Raw genomic sequence first — 15,894 nt, 5'->3', positions numbered from 1 at the left:
GACGGCCGCCGGCTCAGAAGATCCGGCCGCCGGCCACGACGGTGACGATCAGGCCGACCACGATCACGGCGACGGCGACGACGACGATCAGCGGGATGAGCCACGCCGGCCGCCGACGCTCAGGCTGGCCGGCCATCAGCCGAGATCCCTGCGCGTCGCGGCCAGCGTCTGGGTGAGGCTGCGGATCCGCTCGGTCAGCGCCGCGAGCTGGTCGGCGACGCGGTCCGGGGCGGTGCCGCCGGCGCCGGCGCGACTGGCGACGGAGCCCTCGACCGTCAGCACCGAGCGCACGTCCGGCGTGAGCAGCGGCGACACGGCCGCCAGCTGCTCGTCGGAAACCTCGCTCAGCTCGAGCCCGTTGTCCTCGGCGAACTTCACCAGGCTTCCGGTGATCTCGTGCGCGTTGCGGAACGGCACGTGCTGCTTGACCAGCCACTCGGCCACGTCGGTCGCCAGCGAGAAGCCCTGCGGCGCGAGCTCAGCCATCCGATCGGTGTGGAAGCTCAGCGTCGCGACCATGCCGGCGAACGCCGGGAGGACGACCTCCAGGGTCTGCACGGAGTCGAAGACCGGCTCCTTGTCCTCCTGCAGGTCGCGGTTGTACGCCAGCGGGAGGCCCTTGAGCGTCGTGAGGAGGCCGGTCAGGTTGCCGATCAGGCGACCGGCCTTGCCGCGGGCGAGCTCAGCGATGTCGGGGTTCTTCTTCTGCGGCATGATCGACGATCCCGTGGAGTACGCGTCGTCGAGGGTCACGAACCCGAACTCGCGCGTGTTCCAGAGGATGATCTCCTCGGCGAAGCGCGACAGGTCGACGCCGATCTGAGCCGCGACGAAGGCGAACTCCGCCACCACGTCGCGGGCGGCCGTTCCGTCGATCGAGTTCTCGGAGCTGGCGGCGAAGCCGAGCTCACGGGCCACGAGCCGCGGGTCGAGCCCGAGCGTGGAACCGGCCAGCGCCCCCGACCCGTACGGCGACACGTTCGCGCGGCGGTCCCAGTCGGCCAGGCGCTCCAGATCGCGCACCAGCGGCCAGCAGTGCGCGAGCAGGTGGTGGGCGAGCAGCACCGGCTGCGCGTGCTGCAGGTGCGTGCGTCCCGGCATGATGGCGGTGGGATGGGCGTCGGCCTGGGCCGCGATCGCGTCGATCAGGGCGATCAGCCGCTCGGCGATGACGCCGGCGTGGTCGCGCAGGTAGAGCCGCACCAGCGTTGCGATCTGGTCGTTGCGGCTGCGCCCGGCGCGCAGCTTGCCGCCCAGGTCGGCGCCCGCGCGCTCGATCAGGCCGCGCTCGAGGGCTCCGTGCACGTCCTCGTCGCTCTCGGCGGCGACGAACGCACCGGAGGCGACGTCCGCGTCGAGCGCATCGAGCGCCGCGATCATGCCGGCCAGCTCGCCGTCGCTGAGGTAACCGGCCGCGGCCAGTGCGCGCGCGTGCGCGCGGGATCCTGCGATGTCGTAGGCCGCCAGCGCCCAGTCGAAATGCGTCGACTTGCTGAGCGCGGCGAGCTCGGCCGACGGTCCCCCGGCGAACCGTGCGCCCCAGAGCTTGCCCTCGTCGGTCTTGCCGACACCGTCCGCGGTCATGCGGCCTCCTCGTTCTCGTTCTCGTTCAGCAGCCAGGTCAGCAGCGCCTTCTGGGCGTGGAGGCGGTTCTCGGCCTCGTCCCAGATCACCGACTGCGGCCCGTCGATCACCTCGGCGGTGACCTCCAGACCACGGTAGGCGGGCAGGCAGTGCAGGAACACCGCGTCGTCCGCTGCGCGGGCCATGAGGGCGGCGTCGACCGTGTAGTCGCCGAACACGGCGACCCGTTCGGCCTTCTCGTCCTCCTTGCCCATCGACACCCAGGTGTCGGTGATGACGACGTCGGCGCCGGCGGCGGCCTCCCGTGCGTCGGTGGTCACCGTCACCGAGCCGCCGGTGCGCTCGGCGATCGCACGCGCGTCGGCGACCACGCCCTCGGCCGGCGCGTACGCGGCGGGCGCAGCGATGCGCACGTGCATGCCGGCCGTCGCACCGCCGAGGAGATACGAGTGCGACATGTTGCTGGCGCCATCGCCGAAGAACGCGAGGGTGAGCCCCGCCGTCCTGCCCTTGTGCTCGCGGACGGTCTGGAGGTCCGCGAGGATCTGACACGGGTGGAAGTCGTCCGAGAGGGCGTTGACCACCGGCACCCGTGTGCCCTCGGCCAGCTCCTCCAGACCGGACTGCGCGTACGTGCGCCAGACGATCGCGGCGACCATCCGCTCGAGCACGCGCGCGGTGTCGGCCAACGACTCCTTGCCGCCGAGCTGGCTCTCACCGCTCTGGATGATGAGCGGGCTGCCGCCGAGATCGGCGATGCCGACCGCGAACGACACGCGGGTGCGGGTCGAGGTCTTGTCGAAGATCACGGCGACGGTCTGCGGGCCGGCGAGCGGCTTGGCCGAGAAGCGATCCGCCTTCAGGCGTGCGGCCAGCTCGAGCACCTCCAGCTGCTCGGCCGGGCTGAGGTCGTCGTCGCGGAGGAAGTGACGGGTCATCGTGGTCCTTGGTCTGCGCCGGTGCGCGTGCGGGGTGTTCAGGTCAGAGGGCGTCGAGGGCGCGGCCGAACTTCTCGCGGAACTCCGCGAGCTCGGCGTCGCCCACGATCAGCGGCGGGGCGAGGCGGATGCTCGACTCGTTGGGGGCGTTGATGATCAACCCCTCGGCGAGCGCGGCGTCGGAGAGGCGGTGCGCCTCGCCGTCGGTGAGCCCGACGCCGATCAGGAGGCCGGCGCCGCGGATGTCGCCGATCAGCGGAGAGTCGTACGAGCGCAGGATGGCGCGCAGCTCCTCGCCGCGTCGTGCGGCGTTGCCGATCAGGTCGGCGCGCTCGATCTCGCCGATCACGGCGTTTCCGGCCGCGGTGGCGAGCGGATTGCCGCCGAACGTCGACCCGTGCTGACCCTGCGTGAACAGGTCGGAAGCGCGGCCGAAGGTGATCAGCGCGCCGATCGGCACACCCCCGGCGATGCCCTTCGCGACGGTGATGGCGTCGGGGAGGATGTCGGCGTGCTGGTAGGCGAACCAGCGGCCGGTACGGCCGATTCCGGTCTGGATCTCATCGATGATCAGGAGCGCACCGTGCTGCTCCGTGAGCTCGCGGGCGCGCTGCAGGAACCCCTCGGGGAGGTCGAGCACACCGGCTTCGCCCTTGATCGGCTCCACGAACAGGGCGGCGACGCGGTCGTCGATCGCGGCCTCCAGCGCGGCGACGGTGGAGTCGATGTGCTCGACGCCCCCCGGCAGCGGCTCGAACGCCTCGCGCATCGGCGGCTTGCCGGTGAGAGCGAGCGAACCCATGGTGCGGCCGTGGAACGCGTTGTGCAGGGCGAGGACCCGGGTGCGCTTGCCGTGCGGCCCCCTGTTGAGCCGGGCCAGCTTGAAGGCCGCCTCGTTCGCCTCCGCACCGGAGTTGCCGAACAGGATGCGGCCCTGCTCACCCGCGCCGGTGATCGTGCGGAGACGCTCGGCGAGCTCCAGCTGCGGTGCGGTGGAGAAGTAGTTGGAGACGTGCGCGAGCGTGGCCACTTGGCTGCTCACGGCCTCCACCAGCACCGGGTGGGCGTGGCCGAGCGAGTTGACGGCGATGCCGGCGAGGAAATCGAGGTACTCGTTGCCGTCGACGTCCCAGACCCGGCAGCCCTCGCCGCGCGCGAGCATGAGCCTGGGCGTGGCGAGCGTGCGCATCATCGCGTCGCCGAAGCGCGGCTTCCAGCGCCCCTCGGTGACCGTTCCCGTGTCGCCTGCGAGCTGTGCGCTCATGCGGGCACCACCTCCGTTCCGATTCCGGACTGCGTGAACACCTCGAGCAGTATCGAGTGCGCCACCCGCCCGTCGATGATCGCAGCCTTGGGCACGCCGCCGTCGACGGCGTCGAGGCAGGCCGACATCTTGGGGATCATCCCCGACTCGAGCGTCGGCAGCAGCTTGCGCAGCTCGGGCGCCGCGATCTTCGACAGCAGCGAGTCGCGGTTGGGCCAGTCGCTGTAGAGCCCGGCGACGTCGGTCAGGATGACGAGCTTCGCGGCGCCGAGCGCCACGGCGAGCGCCGCCGCAGCCGCGTCCGCGTTGACGTTGAGCGACTGACCGGGGTCGTCGATGTCTGGCGCGATCGAGGAGACCACGGGGATGCGCCCGGCGTCGAGCTGCGCGAGCACGGCCTCCGGGTTCACACCGATCACATCGCCGACCAGGCCGAGGTCGACCTCCTCGCCGTCGACGACGGCACCGCGCTTGCGGCCCTGGAAGAGGCCGGCGTCCTCCCCGGAGAGGCCCGCGGCGAGCGGGCCGTGCTTGTTGATGTTGCTCACGATGTCCCGGTTGATCTGGCCGGTCAGCACCATGCGCACCACGTCCATGGCCTCCGGTGTCGTGACACGGTAGCCGCCCCGGAACTCGCTGTCGATGCCCAGCCGGTCGAGCATGGCGGAGATCTGCGGTCCCCCGCCGTGCACGACGACGGGTCGCAGACCGGCGTAGCGCAGGTAGACGATGTCTTCGGCGAAGGTGCGCTGGAGGTCGTCGCTCACCATGGCGTTGCCGCCGAACTTCACGACGATGATGCGGTCGTGGAAGGTCTTGAGCCACGGGAGCGACTCGATCAGGGTCGCGGCCTTGCCCGCGGCGGCGGCGTGCTCCGCCGCTTCTGCGGTGTCGTCTGTCGTCGTCATCTCAGCTGGAGTAGGCACTGTTCTCGTGCACGTAGTCGTGGGTCAGGTCGTTGGTGAGGATCGCGGCGCTCTCGTCTCCCGCGTGGAGGTCGATGAGCACGTGCACGGCGCGCGGGGTCAGGTCGACCAGGTCGCGCGGCTGATCGGGCTCCCCCGCGGTGCACACCTGCACGCCGTTGATCGCGACGTCGATGCCGTACGGGTCGAACTCCGCATCGGTCGTGCCGACGGCGGCCAGCACGCGGCCCCAGTTGGGGTCGTTGCCGAAGATCGCCGCCTTGAAGAGGTTGGAACGCGACACCGCACGGCCGACGGTCACCGCGTCGTCCTCGGTGCGGGCGTTCACGACCTCGATCGTGACGTCGTGGGAGGCGCCCTCCGCATCCTCCTGCAGCTGCTTCGCGAGGCTGCGGCACACCTCGGTGAGGGCGAGCGTGAACTCGTCGAGGTCGGGGGTCACGCCGCTCGCCCCCGAGCCGAGGAGGGCGACGGTGTCGTTCGTCGACATGCAGCCGTCGGAGTCGACGCGGTCGAACGTGACCCGGGTGGCGGCGCGCAGTGCACGGTCGAGCTGGGCGGAGTCGAGCACGGCGTCGGTGGTGATGACGACGAGCATGGTCGCGAGCCCGGGCGCCAGCATTCCGGCGCCCTTGGCCATCCCGCCGACCGCCCAGCCGGCATCGGAGCGCTGCTCCGCCTGCTTGGGCCGCGTGTCGGTGGTCATGATCGCCTCGGCGGCGCCGAGCCCGGAGTCGCCGGCGAGCGCGGTCGCCGCCTGTGCGACACCGGCCGTCAGCTTGGCCACGTCGAGCTGTTCGCCGATGAGACCCGTCGAGCACACCAGCACGTCGCCTGCCGAGACGCCGAGGGCCTCCCCCACGGCCTCGGCGGTCGCGTGGGTGGTCTGGAAGCCCCGGGAGCCGGTGTAGCAGTTCGCGCCCCCGGAGTTGAGGACGATCGCGGAGACGACGCCATCGGCGATGACCTGCTTGCTCCAGATCACCGGATTGGCCTGGCAGCGGTTGGTGGTGAACACGGCGGCCGCCGCGGTGAGCGGCCCACGGTTCTGCACGAGCGCGAGATCGCGCTTGCCGCTCGACTTGAGCCCGGCGACGACACCGGCCGCGGCGAATCCTTTGGCTGTGGTGACGCTCATGGCGCGACTCCGTTCACGCTCAGGCCGGCGGTCTCGGCGAGGCCGAGAGCGATGTTCGCGGACTGGATCGCCGCCCCGGCTGTTCCTTTGTAGAGATTGTCGATCGCCAGGACCGTAACGACCCGCCCCGCCGCCGCGTCGAGGGCGACGCCGATCAGGACCGTATTGGCTCCGAGCACGTCGGCGGTCCGCGGCACGGCGCCGGCGGGCAGCACCTGCACGAACGGCTCGTCCGCGTAGGCGGCCGCCCAGGCCTCCTGCACCTGCTGCGCCGTCACTCCCGGCTTCACCCGTGCCGTGGAGGTGGCGAGGATGCCGCGCGACATCGGCACGAGCACCGGCGTGAACGACAGGGTCGGCGCCGTCGCACCCGCCTTGCGGAGGTTCTGCTGGATCTCGGGGATGTGCCGGTGCGTGCCGCCCACCGCGTACGGGTTGGCCGAGCCGAGGATCTCGCTGGCCAGGTACATGGTCTTGAGCGACTTGCCCGCACCCGAGGGGCCGACAGCGAGGACGCTGACGATGTCCTGCTCGTCGATGATGCCGGCGTGGATGCCCGGCGCGAGCGCGAGGGAGACGGCGCTCGCGTTGCACCCGGGCGCGGCGATCCGGGTCGCACCGGCGAGCTTCGACCGCTGCTTGGTGCCGTCGGCCCCCACGATCAGCTCGGGCACTCCATAGGCCCACGCCCCGTGGTGCTCGCCGCCATAGAACGCGGCCCAGTCGGCCGGGTCCTCCAGCCGGTGATCTGCTCCCGCGTCCACGACGAGGGTGTCGGCGGGAAGCTGCGCGGCGATCGCGCCGGATGCGCCGTGCGGCAGGGCGAGGAAGACCACGTCGTGACCGGACAGGTTCTGCGCCGTGCTCTCGGTGAGCGTGAGGTGGGCGAGCGAACGCAGGTGCGGCTGGTGCGCGATCAGCGGATGACCGGCGTTCTGGTGGGCGGTGACGGTGCGGATCTCGAAATCGGGATGATCGGCGAGGATGCGCAGCAGCTCGCCGCCCGCGTACCCGGAGGCACCGGCGACGGCAACCGAGAAAGTCATGCTTGTTCCTTGATGAGTGGACGACAGGGGGCCGAAACTCCGGCGGCGCCCATGTCCGACCCGCGAGGGGTCGCCCGAACGCCGCCTAGATTCGGCGGTCGCGCAGGCGTCGGCGCAAGGAGGGGGCACCGACGATAAGCATGCTGCAACCCTACCGCCCGATCCCCGTCGGTCGCCAAATCGGCGGCGCGCACCGCCATTCGTGACGAATCTCCCCTTTCGTGCCACGAATGTCGACATTCGTCACGAATCACCACCTCGCCCGCGTTCACGCACAGATTCGTCACGAATCGCGACGCGCGCGCACGATCACATTCGTCACGAATCGCCGCGCTCGCGGCACCAGCGCCGACGTTCGTCACGAATCACCGCGTACGCGGCACCAACGTCGACATTCGTCACGAATCACCAATCGGCCAGCACCTACGCTGACATCCGTGGCGGAATCGGTGCGTTCGCGGCACGAGAGTCGAGATTCGTCACGAATCGACGAGTTCGCGGCACGAATATCGACATTCGTCACGAATCACCGCGCACGCGGCACGAACCTCAACATTGGTCACGAATCGACGCGCTCACTGCGCCAACGCCGACATTCGTCACGAATCACCATGCACGCGGCACGAATATCGACATTCGTCACGAATCACCATGCACGCGGCACGAATATCGACATTCGTCACGAATCGGTCCGTTCGCGCCACGAATATCGATATTCGTCACGAAACGACGCGCACGCGGCACGAACGCCGACATTCGTCACGAAGCTCGTGTCGGCCGGCGCGGGGATTCGTCACGAATGTCGCGTCCAGGCGCGCGGAGCACGACATTCGTGACGAATCGGCGGCGAGTGCTAGTCGCGGATGCGGGCGCCGTAGAGCTGCTCGGCGCGGGCGGCGCCGGCCAGCTTCGCGTCGCTGGCCTCCGCGGCCGTGAGCGTGCGGTCGTCGGCGCGGAAGCGCAGCGCGAAGGTCAGGCTCTTGTGCGCGACCGGGAGGCCGGCGCCTCGGTAGTCGTCGACCAGCCGGATGTCCTCGAGCAGGTCGCCCGCCCCCTCGCGAACGGCGGCAAGCACCTGACCGGCCGACACCTCCTCGCGGACGACGAGGGAGAGGTCCTGAGTCGCCGCCGGGAAGCCGGCGATCGTGCCGGCGATGATGTCGGCGGGTGCGACAGCGACCAACGCATCGAGGTCGAGCTCGTAGACCGCGACGACGCGCGGAAGGTCGAGCTCGTCGGCGATCGCGGGCAGCAGTTCGCCCGCGTAGCCGACGACGACCCGCGATCCGTCCGCAGCGTGCGCGACCAGCTGCGCCGTGCGCCCTGGGTGCAGCGCTTTGTGCCGGCTCTGCACGGGCTCGATCGCCACGCCGACGGCGGCAGCGGTCTGCTGCACGGCGGTCAGGGCATCCGCGATGCCCGCCGCCACCGGCGCCTGGCCCGGCTGCTTCTCCACCGGGTTGCCGACGATCAGGCCGGCGAGGTGCCGGGGCTGCGCCGGGATCCCGGCGTTGAGAGCCGCGAGCACGTCGTCGCCGGGGAGGGCTGCGCCCGGGGGCAGGTCCGCACTCCCGAGCTGGACACCGGACGGCAGGAAGACCGTGCCGAGCTCGTACACACGCAGGTCGACGAGGCCCCGCGCGAGGTTGCGCTTGGCGACGTCGAGAAGACCGGGCAGGAGCGAAGCGCGCAGGTACGGCGCGGTCGCATCGAGCGGATTCGCCAGCCGCACTGCGGGGACCGTGCCGCTCTCGGGCGAGCCGAACAGATCGTTCTGCGCCTCGGAGACGAAGGGGAACGCGAGCACCTCGGTCGCGCCGTTGTCGGCCAGCATCTGCGCCACGGCGCGACGCAGCTTCTGGCCGCGCGAGAGGCCGCGCCCGGGAGGCGCGACGGGCAGCACCGACGGAATGCGGTCGAACCCGACGATGCGGGCGACCTCCTCCGCCAGGTCGGACTTGTCACGCAGGTCGGGCCGCCAGCTCGGCGGCACGACGAGCAGCGCGTCGCCGTCGCCGGTCACCGCTCCGCCGATCTCGGCGAGCGCGCCGCGCACCTCGTCGTCGGTGAACGCGACCCCGATCAGGTTCGGGATGTAGTCGTTCGGCAGCCGGATCGGCTCCGCGTCCTCCGCCGTGTCGAGCAACGAGCCGAGCTCGTCGGCGTGACCGCCCGCCAGCTGCTCGAGCAGCTGCACGACACGCGCCGCAGCAGCGACGGCGACCCGCGGGTCGACCCCGCGCTCGAAGCGCTTGGAGGCCTCGCTCGGCAGCTTGTGCCGGCGCGCGGTGCGCGCGATCGACACGGGGTCGAAGTTGGCGGCCTCCACGAGCACGTTGCTGGTGCCTTCGCCGATCTCGGTGGACGCCCCGCCCATCACACCGGCGAGACCGATCGCGCCGGACTCGTCGGTGATGAGGAGGTCCTCCACGTCGAGCACGCGCGTCTGGTCGTCGAGCGTCACCAGCGTCTCGCCCGCGTGGGCCCGTCGCACGACGATGCCGCCGGCGAGCTTGTCGAGGTCGTAGCCGTGGATCGGCTGCCCGAGTTCGAGCATCACGTAGTTGGTGATATCGACGATCAGCGAGATCGAGCGGATGCCGGCGAGCTTGAGGCGCGCGACCATCCACGGTGGGGTCGGTCGCGAACCGTCGACGTCGCGGACCACGCGGGTCACGAACACGGTCGCCCCGACGCGGTCGCGGATCGGCGCACGGTCGTCGATGGTCACGCTGAAGCCGTGCGCGTGCGCACCGGCAGAGTGCACGTGGACGGCCTCCGCAGGGTCGCGGAACGCCGCTCCGGTCGCGTGCGAGTACTCGCGGGCGATGCCGCGGATCGAGAACGCGTAGCCGCGGTCAGGGGTGACGTTGACCTCCACCGCGGTGTCGTCGAGACCGAGCAGCGAGATCGCGTCGGCGCCGACCTCCGGGTCGAGGCCGAGCGTCGACAGCCGCAGGATGCCCTCGTGGTCGTCGCCGAGCCCGAGCTCGCGCGCGGAGGCGATCATGCCGTTGGACACGTGGCCGTAAGTCTTGCGCGCGGCGATGGGGAACGGCCCGGGGAGGACGGAGCCGGGCAGGGTGACCACGACCTTGTCACCGACGAAGAAGTTGCGGGCGCCGCAGACGATGCCGTGCACGGCGTCCCCGCCGTCGGCCGCCTGCTGCCCGTCGGGCGCGACGCGCACCTGGCACCAGCGGATGGTCTTGCCGTTGCTCTGCGGCTCCTCCACGAACTCCAGCACCTGACCGACGACCACCGGGCCGCTGATCTCGAAGGTGTGGACGTCCTCCTCTTCCAGTCCGACGGACACGAGGGCGGCGTGGACCTCCTCGGCCGTGGTTCCCGGCTCGAGGTCGACGTACTCGCCGAGCCAACTCAGGGGGACGCGCATCAGACCACCATTCCGAACTGCTGGGAGAACCGGACATCGCCCTCGGCCATGTCACGCATGTCTTTGACGTCGTTGCGGAACATCAGCGCCCGCTCGACGCCCATCCCGAACGCGAACCCGGAGTACACCTCCGGGTCGATGCCGGCGGAACGCAGGACGTTCGGGTTCACCATGCCGCAGCCGCCCCACTCGATCCAGCGCGCGCCGCCCTTGAAGGTCGGGTGCCAGAGGTCGAGCTCGGCGCTCGGCTCGGTGAACGGGAAGTAATTGGGGCGCAGGCGCACGCGCGCGCCCTCGCCGAAGAGTGTCCGGGCGAAGTGGTCGAGGGTGCCCCGCAGGTGCGCCATCGTCAGTCCCTTGTCGACGGCGATGCCCTCCACCTGGGTGAAGACCGGGAGGTGGGTCGCGTCGAACTCGTCGGTGCGGAACACGCGCCCCGGTGCGATCCGGTACACCGGCAGCTCGTTGCCGAGCAGGGAGCGCAGCTGCACCGGCGAGGTGTGCGTGCGCAGCACGAGGTGGGAGTCGGTCGGCTCCACGAAGAAGGTGTCCTGCATGGCACGCGCGGGATGGTCGGCGTCGAAGTTGAGGGCGTCGAAGTTGTACCACTCGCTTTCGAGCTCCGGCCCCTCGGCGACCTCCCAGCCCATGCCGACGAAGATGTCGGCGATGCGCTCCTGCAGGAGGCTCAGCGGGTGCCGGGCACCGGGGGTCCAGCGGCTCGGCAGCGCGGTGACGTCCACGGCCTCCGCGGCCAGCCGGGCGGCGTCCTCCGCGGCCGCGATGTCGGCCTCCTTGGCGGCGAATGCTTGGGTGACGCGCCCGCGTGCGCCGCCGACGAGCTTGCCGGCAGCGGCCTTCTGATCGCCGGGAAGCGAGCGGATGGCGGCGTTCAGCCGCGCGAGCGGAGAACCCTCGGCGGTGTGGTCGTGACGGACGGCCTTCAACGCGTCCGAGGTGTCGGCGGCGTCGATCGCGGCGAGCGCCGCAGCGACGGCCGTCTCGACGGACTCCTCGGTGATTTCGGTGGATTCAGACACGGTTCCCCAGTCTAGTCGGCGGAGGTGGAGGTCTCGTCGGCGCCCGATGCGACGGATCGCCGCTCGACGGAATCGGGGCTCACTCGCCCGCGTACACCAGGTACGCGGCCTCCCAGAGCCGGTCGGGAGCCGGGACGGAGAGCCCGGAGAGCAGCAGGGTCAGCTGGTCGATCAGCGTGTGCCAGCCCGCCGCGAAGTCGGGCGCCGAGCGCAGCCGCCCGGCGCCGAAGGCATCCTTCACTCCGTCTTGCACGAGCGACAGCAGCGTGCCGTCGCGGGTCTCCTCCAGGCGGATGCTCACCGCGGCGTCGCCCCAGGTGAACCGCAGGTGCGCGCGCTCCTGGAGGTCGAGGACCTCGAGCTCCTGCACCGCCCCCTCGACGTTCCCGTCGCCGAGCCGCATCACGTCGCCGGTGCGCAGCCGGCGCTCGCGAGCCGGGTCGTCCGGCCACTCCACCACCGGCCAGAGCCAACGGCCCACACGGTCGGGCAGCGTGAGCGCATCCCAGACCTCGACCAGCGGTGCGTCCAGCAGCCGCTCCAGGGCGACTGCCGACCGATCTCCCGTTCGCTCGATCGTCGCGGGCACGAGGGCGGCCTCGTCGCGACGGTACTCGTCGAGCGCGGCGTCGAATGCGGCGGGATCGGCTGCCTCGCCGAGGTAGCCGTCTCGCTCCTGCGGCGTCGACTCCGCGCCGAGCTCGCGGGCGAGCCGGGTGAGGACGTCCTGCCAGCCCGCGCCGTAGACGGAGGCCGTCACGGCCTGCACGCGGCGGTGGGTCAGCGTCAGCAGCACGCGGTCGTCGCCTGCTTCGGCGATGGCCGCCTCCAGCTCGGTGCGCGCCTCCACCTCGCCGGCACCGCGGAACCGCCAGCTCACGAGGAGGCGTCGCTCGGGTTCGCAGGCGAGCACGCGGCCGTCGACGACGGCATCGGTGCCGGGGCCGCCCATCTCGAGGCGGAAGCCGTCGGCGGTCTTCCGGTAGCGGCCGATCCAACGGGCCAGGCGCTCCGGTTCGGTGAGCGCGGCCCAGAGCTCCGCGGGCGTGGCGGGGTACTCGCGCTGTACCGTCACCGATCGGCGGGCGCCGTCGAGGGCGATCTCCCCCCACAGGGTCATGACGCCTCCCGGGTGGTGTGCACCGTGGCGCGGCGCTGTGCCGAGCGTCCGCGGGCGAGCTCGGTGCCGAGGGCGTCGAGGCGCTGCTGAAGAACCTCGGTCGCAGGCTCCCTCGGCGCTGGGGTCGCGGCATCGCTCCGCGCTGCACTGAGCTCCACCGCGCAGAAGACCGAGAGCCCGTCGAACCAGGCCGCGGCCTGCCGGAGGCCGTCCGGATCGAGGGCGTAGACCCGCCGCTGCCCGTCGACACGGGAGGCGACCACGCCCGCCTCGCGCAGCACCCGCAGGTGCCGGGAGGTGGCGGGCTGGCTGATGCCGAACTCGTCGGCGGCGTGCTCGGCGAGCTCACCCGCCGTGTGCTCACCGTGCGCGAGCAGCTCCACGAAGCGCCGCCGAACCGGGTCGCCCACCGCCTCCAGACCGTCCATGCGGACAATCTATCAAGCCAGCGTTATATAACGCAAGACTTATAGACCTACACGGAGCGCTGGGCGAACGCCGACTCGTACAGGCACACCGACGCCGCGGTCGCCAGGTTCATCGACTCGGCGCGACCGTAGATCGGAACGGTCACCACACGGTCGACCAGACCGAGCAGCTCGTCGTCCAGCCCGTGGGCTTCATTGCCGAACACCCACGCGGTCGGCCGCGCGAGCTGCCCCTCCTGGCGCGCGGCGAGGAGGTCCTCCCCCTTGATATCGGCGGCCAGCACCTGCAGGCCCGCCGAGTGCGCGCGGCCGACGACGTCGGCGAGATCGGCGCCGACGGCCACCGGCACGTGGAACAGCGACCCCGTGGTCGAGCGCACGACCTTGGGGTTGTAGAGGTCGACCGTGCGCCCGGTGAGCACCACCGCGTCCGCACCCGCGGAGTCGGCGGCACGGATGATCGTGCCGGCGTTGCCCGGGTCGCGGACCTCCTCCAGCACCGCGACCAGCCGCGGCTCGTCGGCGAAGATGTCGCGGATCGATGTCGGGAACTGCCGGCACACGGCGACGAAGCCCTGCGGCGTGACGGTGTCGGCCATGGTGTCGAGCACGTGCTCGGTGACGAATTCGACGTCGACGCCGGCCTCCACCGCCGTCTGCGCGATGTCCTGGTAGCGCTCCAGGGCCGACGGCGTGGCATACAGCTCGACCACGAGCTCTGGACGGAAGGTCAGCGCTTCGGAGACCGCCTGCGGCCCCTCCAGCAGGAAGAGCCCGGTCTCGGCCCTGGCGGGACGCTTCGCCAGCTTCGCAACGGCGCGGACGCGCGGGGAGCGCGGGTTGTCAAGCATGCGCTCAGCATATCGGCGCGCCCGCGGAGCAGCCGCACCTGCGACGCCGTCGGCAATTCCGGAGGTTCGGCCCGACACGCCGCGCGGATGTCCGTAACTCCGGAGATCGGTGGCGGCACAGGGATGGTTCTCCGGACGAACGGAGGCCGGGGCCCTGCCGAGAACGACGGACGGCCCGGTCGACGCGAGGTCGACCGGGCCGTCCGGATGGTGCGCAGCTTACGCGGCGGCGTCGGCCTTCGGAGCCGAGGTGTCGGCCGGGAGGGCCTTCTTCGCCGTCTCGACGAGGGCCGCGAAGGTCGCGGGCTCGTTCACGGCCAGCTCGGCGAGGATGCGACGGTCGACCTCGACGCCCGCCAGGCCCAGGCCCTGGATGAGGCGGTTGTAGGTGAGGCCGTTGGCGCGGCTCGCAGCGTTGATCCGCTGGATCCAGAGGCGACGGAAGTCGCCCTTCTTCTGGCGGCGGTCGCGGTACGCGTAGACGAGCGAGTGGGTGACCTGCTCCTTCGCCTTGCGGTAGAGGCGCGACCGCTGACCGCGGTAGCCCTCGGCGCGCTCGAGGATGACCCGACGCTTCTTGTGGGCGTTGACAGCCCTCTTCACTCTTGCCATTAGTCGTTATTCCTTACGTGCGTGTCGGGGAGGAGCTCTACTTGCCGATCATCCGGCGGATGACCTTGGCGTCCACCTCGGGGACGACCTGGTCCTGGTTCAGTCGACGGGTGCGACGGCTGGACTTGAGCTCCAGGTTGTGGCGCATGCCGGCCTGCTGCTTCATGACCTTGCCGGTGCCGGTGATCTTGAAGCGCTTCTTGGCGCCGGAGTGGGACTTCTGCTTGGGCATTACTTCTCCTCGTTCGTCGCCTGGGCGGGCGAACTCTCTTCGGACTGAGCAGCGTCGGCTGTCTCAGCAACCGCGTCCTGGTCGCGCCCCTGGGCGCGCGCCTTGGAAGCGGCACGTTGTGCGTTGGCCTCGGCCTTGGCCTCGGACTTGTTCTTGAGCGGGCTGATGATCATCACCATGTTGCGGCCGTCGATGGTGGGGTTGGACTCCACCTGGCCGAACTCCGCGACGTCTTCGGCGAAGCGCTGCAGGAGGCGCACACCCTGGTCCGGGCGCGACTGCTCGCGGCCTCGGAAGAGGATCATGGCCTTCACCTTGTCGCCGGCCTTCAGGAAGCCTTCGGCGCGCTTGCGCTTGGTCTCGTAGTCGTGCTTGTCGATCTTGAGGCGGAACCTGACCTCTTTGAGGATGGTGTTCGCCTGGTTGCGCCTGGCCTCCTTGGCCTTCTGCGCAGCCTCGTACTTGAACTTGCCGTAGTCCATGATCTTCGCGACCGGCGGCTTGGAATTGGGCGCGACTTCGACCAGGTCGAGGTCCGCCTCCTGCGCGAGTCGGATGGCGACCTCGATCTTGACGACGCCGACCTGCTCTCCGCTGGGGCCGACGAGTCGAACTTCGGGGACGCGGATACGGTCATTCGTACGGGGTTCGCTGATGTCAGTCTCCTCTGATGAGCGATGCTTCGTGTGCTCGGGCCGTCGTGGGACGGTTCGGAGAAAGTGTGGATTCCACGCACCAGCGCAGCCCCGCGCCCCGATTTCCCGAAGGATTTCGGCTCGCAGGGCTGGTGCAGCACCCTGGCTACCGCCGTGCTGACGCACGTCGGCGGAGTGCAACGACCCGGTAACCTGTAAAGCGGTCAAGCGCGGGTGGGAGGAATCTCCACTTTCGTCCCGAGGCAGATGCCTCGGAGCCCGAACGATTCTAACAGAGGAATGCAGTGAGCGATACATCCCCCACCCCCGACAGCTTCTCGTACGACGAGGAGGCGATCGCCGAGGTCACGCGCGACATCGCCGAGGTGCCCGCGGTGGAGGTCATCACCACCACCGCAGTGCACCTGATGAGCGCGGCCGCCGTCAAGGTGGGCCTCGCCGACGACCCGCAGCACCAGACCGACCTCGACGAGGCCCGCAAGCTCATCGACGCCCTCGCCGGCCTGGTCACGGCCAGCGCGCAGCACCTCGGCGACCAGCACGCGCGCAGCCTGCGCGACGGACTCCGCTCCCTGCAGCTGGCCTTCCGGGAGGCGTCGCCGTTCCCCGACGAGATCGGCAAGGGACCCGGCGAGAAGTACACCGGTCCGGTGAGCTGAGCC

16 protein-coding genes are annotated in these 15,894 nt (G+C 70.6%); 1 reads left to right on the top strand and 15 read right to left on the bottom strand.

Translation table 11 applies throughout. The features are described 5' to 3' along the window. Positions 1 to 13: 13 nt before the first annotated feature. From KNO15_RS23170 to infC, 15 genes are all read right to left on the bottom strand, one after another. Positions 14 to 136: a hypothetical protein gene (locus KNO15_RS23170; protein ID WP_278046574.1), complete on the bottom strand. Its 123-nt coding sequence runs from the start codon at positions 134 to 136 to the stop codon at positions 14 to 16. Further along, on the bottom strand, positions 136 to 1,584 hold the full coding sequence (argH, locus tag KNO15_RS16600; RefSeq protein WP_241704912.1) for an argininosuccinate lyase: 1,449 nt from the start codon (positions 1,582 to 1,584) through the stop codon (positions 136 to 138). Before argH ends, KNO15_RS23170 begins: the two co-directional genes overlap by 1 nt. Beyond that, positions 1,581 to 2,522, bottom strand: a complete 942-nt coding sequence (gene argF, locus KNO15_RS16595) for an ornithine carbamoyltransferase (RefSeq protein WP_241704911.1) — start codon at positions 2,520 to 2,522, stop codon at positions 1,581 to 1,583. The genes argH and argF overlap by 4 nt, the downstream gene beginning before the upstream one ends. Positions 2,523 to 2,565: 43 nt before the next feature. Then, a complete protein-coding gene (locus KNO15_RS16590; protein ID WP_241704910.1) occupies positions 2,566 to 3,786 on the bottom strand; it encodes an acetylornithine transaminase in 1,221 nt (406 codons plus the stop codon). Beyond that, positions 3,783 to 4,694: an acetylglutamate kinase gene (gene argB, locus KNO15_RS16585; protein WP_241704909.1), complete on the bottom strand. Its 912-nt coding sequence runs from the start codon at positions 4,692 to 4,694 to the stop codon at positions 3,783 to 3,785. The genes KNO15_RS16590 and argB overlap by 4 nt, the downstream gene beginning before the upstream one ends. Before the next feature lies 1 nt (position 4,695). Continuing rightward, on the bottom strand, positions 4,696 to 5,850 hold the full coding sequence (gene argJ / locus KNO15_RS16580; protein ID WP_241704908.1) for a bifunctional glutamate N-acetyltransferase/amino-acid acetyltransferase ArgJ: 1,155 nt from the start codon (positions 5,848 to 5,850) through the stop codon (positions 4,696 to 4,698). Beyond that, on the bottom strand, positions 5,847 to 6,896 hold the full coding sequence (argC, locus tag KNO15_RS16575; protein WP_241704907.1) for an N-acetyl-gamma-glutamyl-phosphate reductase: 1,050 nt from the start codon (positions 6,894 to 6,896) through the stop codon (positions 5,847 to 5,849). Before argC ends, argJ begins: the two co-directional genes overlap by 4 nt. 853 nt (positions 6,897 to 7,749) lie before the next feature. Continuing rightward, positions 7,750 to 10,293: a phenylalanine--tRNA ligase subunit beta gene (gene pheT, locus KNO15_RS16570; protein ID WP_241704906.1), complete on the bottom strand. Its 2,544-nt coding sequence runs from the start codon at positions 10,291 to 10,293 to the stop codon at positions 7,750 to 7,752. Next, on the bottom strand, positions 10,293 to 11,333 hold the full coding sequence (pheS, locus tag KNO15_RS16565) for a phenylalanine--tRNA ligase subunit alpha (protein ID WP_241704905.1): 1,041 nt from the start codon (positions 11,331 to 11,333) through the stop codon (positions 10,293 to 10,295). Before pheS ends, pheT begins: the two co-directional genes overlap by 1 nt. 79 nt (positions 11,334 to 11,412) lie before the next feature. Continuing rightward, entirely contained in the window at positions 11,413 to 12,453 is a 1,041-nt protein-coding gene (locus KNO15_RS16560) for an SRPBCC domain-containing protein (protein ID WP_241704904.1), read from the bottom strand. Further along, on the bottom strand, positions 12,450 to 12,881 hold the full coding sequence (locus tag KNO15_RS16555) for an ArsR/SmtB family transcription factor (RefSeq protein WP_241704903.1): 432 nt from the start codon (positions 12,879 to 12,881) through the stop codon (positions 12,450 to 12,452). The genes KNO15_RS16560 and KNO15_RS16555 overlap by 4 nt, the downstream gene beginning before the upstream one ends. A gap of 47 nt (positions 12,882 to 12,928) precedes the next feature. Further along, positions 12,929 to 13,732 carry a TrmH family RNA methyltransferase gene (locus tag KNO15_RS16550; protein WP_241704902.1) on the bottom strand — a complete coding sequence of 268 codons (804 nt, stop codon included), beginning with the start codon at positions 13,730 to 13,732 and terminating at the stop codon, positions 12,929 to 12,931. A gap of 219 nt (positions 13,733 to 13,951) precedes the next feature. Beyond that, positions 13,952 to 14,344 carry a 50S ribosomal protein L20 gene (gene rplT, locus KNO15_RS16545; RefSeq protein ID WP_241704901.1) on the bottom strand — a complete coding sequence of 131 codons (393 nt, stop codon included), beginning with the start codon at positions 14,342 to 14,344 and terminating at the stop codon, positions 13,952 to 13,954. Positions 14,345 to 14,381: 37 nt separating this feature from the next. Then, positions 14,382 to 14,576: a 50S ribosomal protein L35 gene (gene rpmI, locus KNO15_RS16540; RefSeq protein WP_241704900.1), complete on the bottom strand. Its 195-nt coding sequence runs from the start codon at positions 14,574 to 14,576 to the stop codon at positions 14,382 to 14,384. Next, complete coding sequence (gene infC, locus KNO15_RS16535; RefSeq protein WP_241705309.1) at positions 14,576 to 15,232, bottom strand: translation initiation factor IF-3; 657 nt, start codon at positions 15,230 to 15,232, stop codon at positions 14,576 to 14,578. Before infC ends, rpmI begins: the two co-directional genes overlap by 1 nt. A gap of 284 nt (positions 15,233 to 15,516) precedes the next feature. Between infC and KNO15_RS16530 the strand changes: the two genes are divergently transcribed. Next, positions 15,517 to 15,891 carry a DUF1844 domain-containing protein gene (locus KNO15_RS16530; protein WP_241704899.1) on the top strand — a complete coding sequence of 125 codons (375 nt, stop codon included), beginning with the start codon at positions 15,517 to 15,519 and terminating at the stop codon, positions 15,889 to 15,891. Positions 15,892 to 15,894: the final 3 nt, after the last annotated feature.

The organism is Leifsonia shinshuensis (assembly GCF_022606355.1).
Lineage (GTDB): Bacteria > Actinomycetota > Actinomycetes > Actinomycetales > Microbacteriaceae > Leifsonia > Leifsonia shinshuensis_B.
Note: the sequence above shows the minus strand (reverse complement) of the source record. Positions and strands in the feature narration are given on the sequence as shown.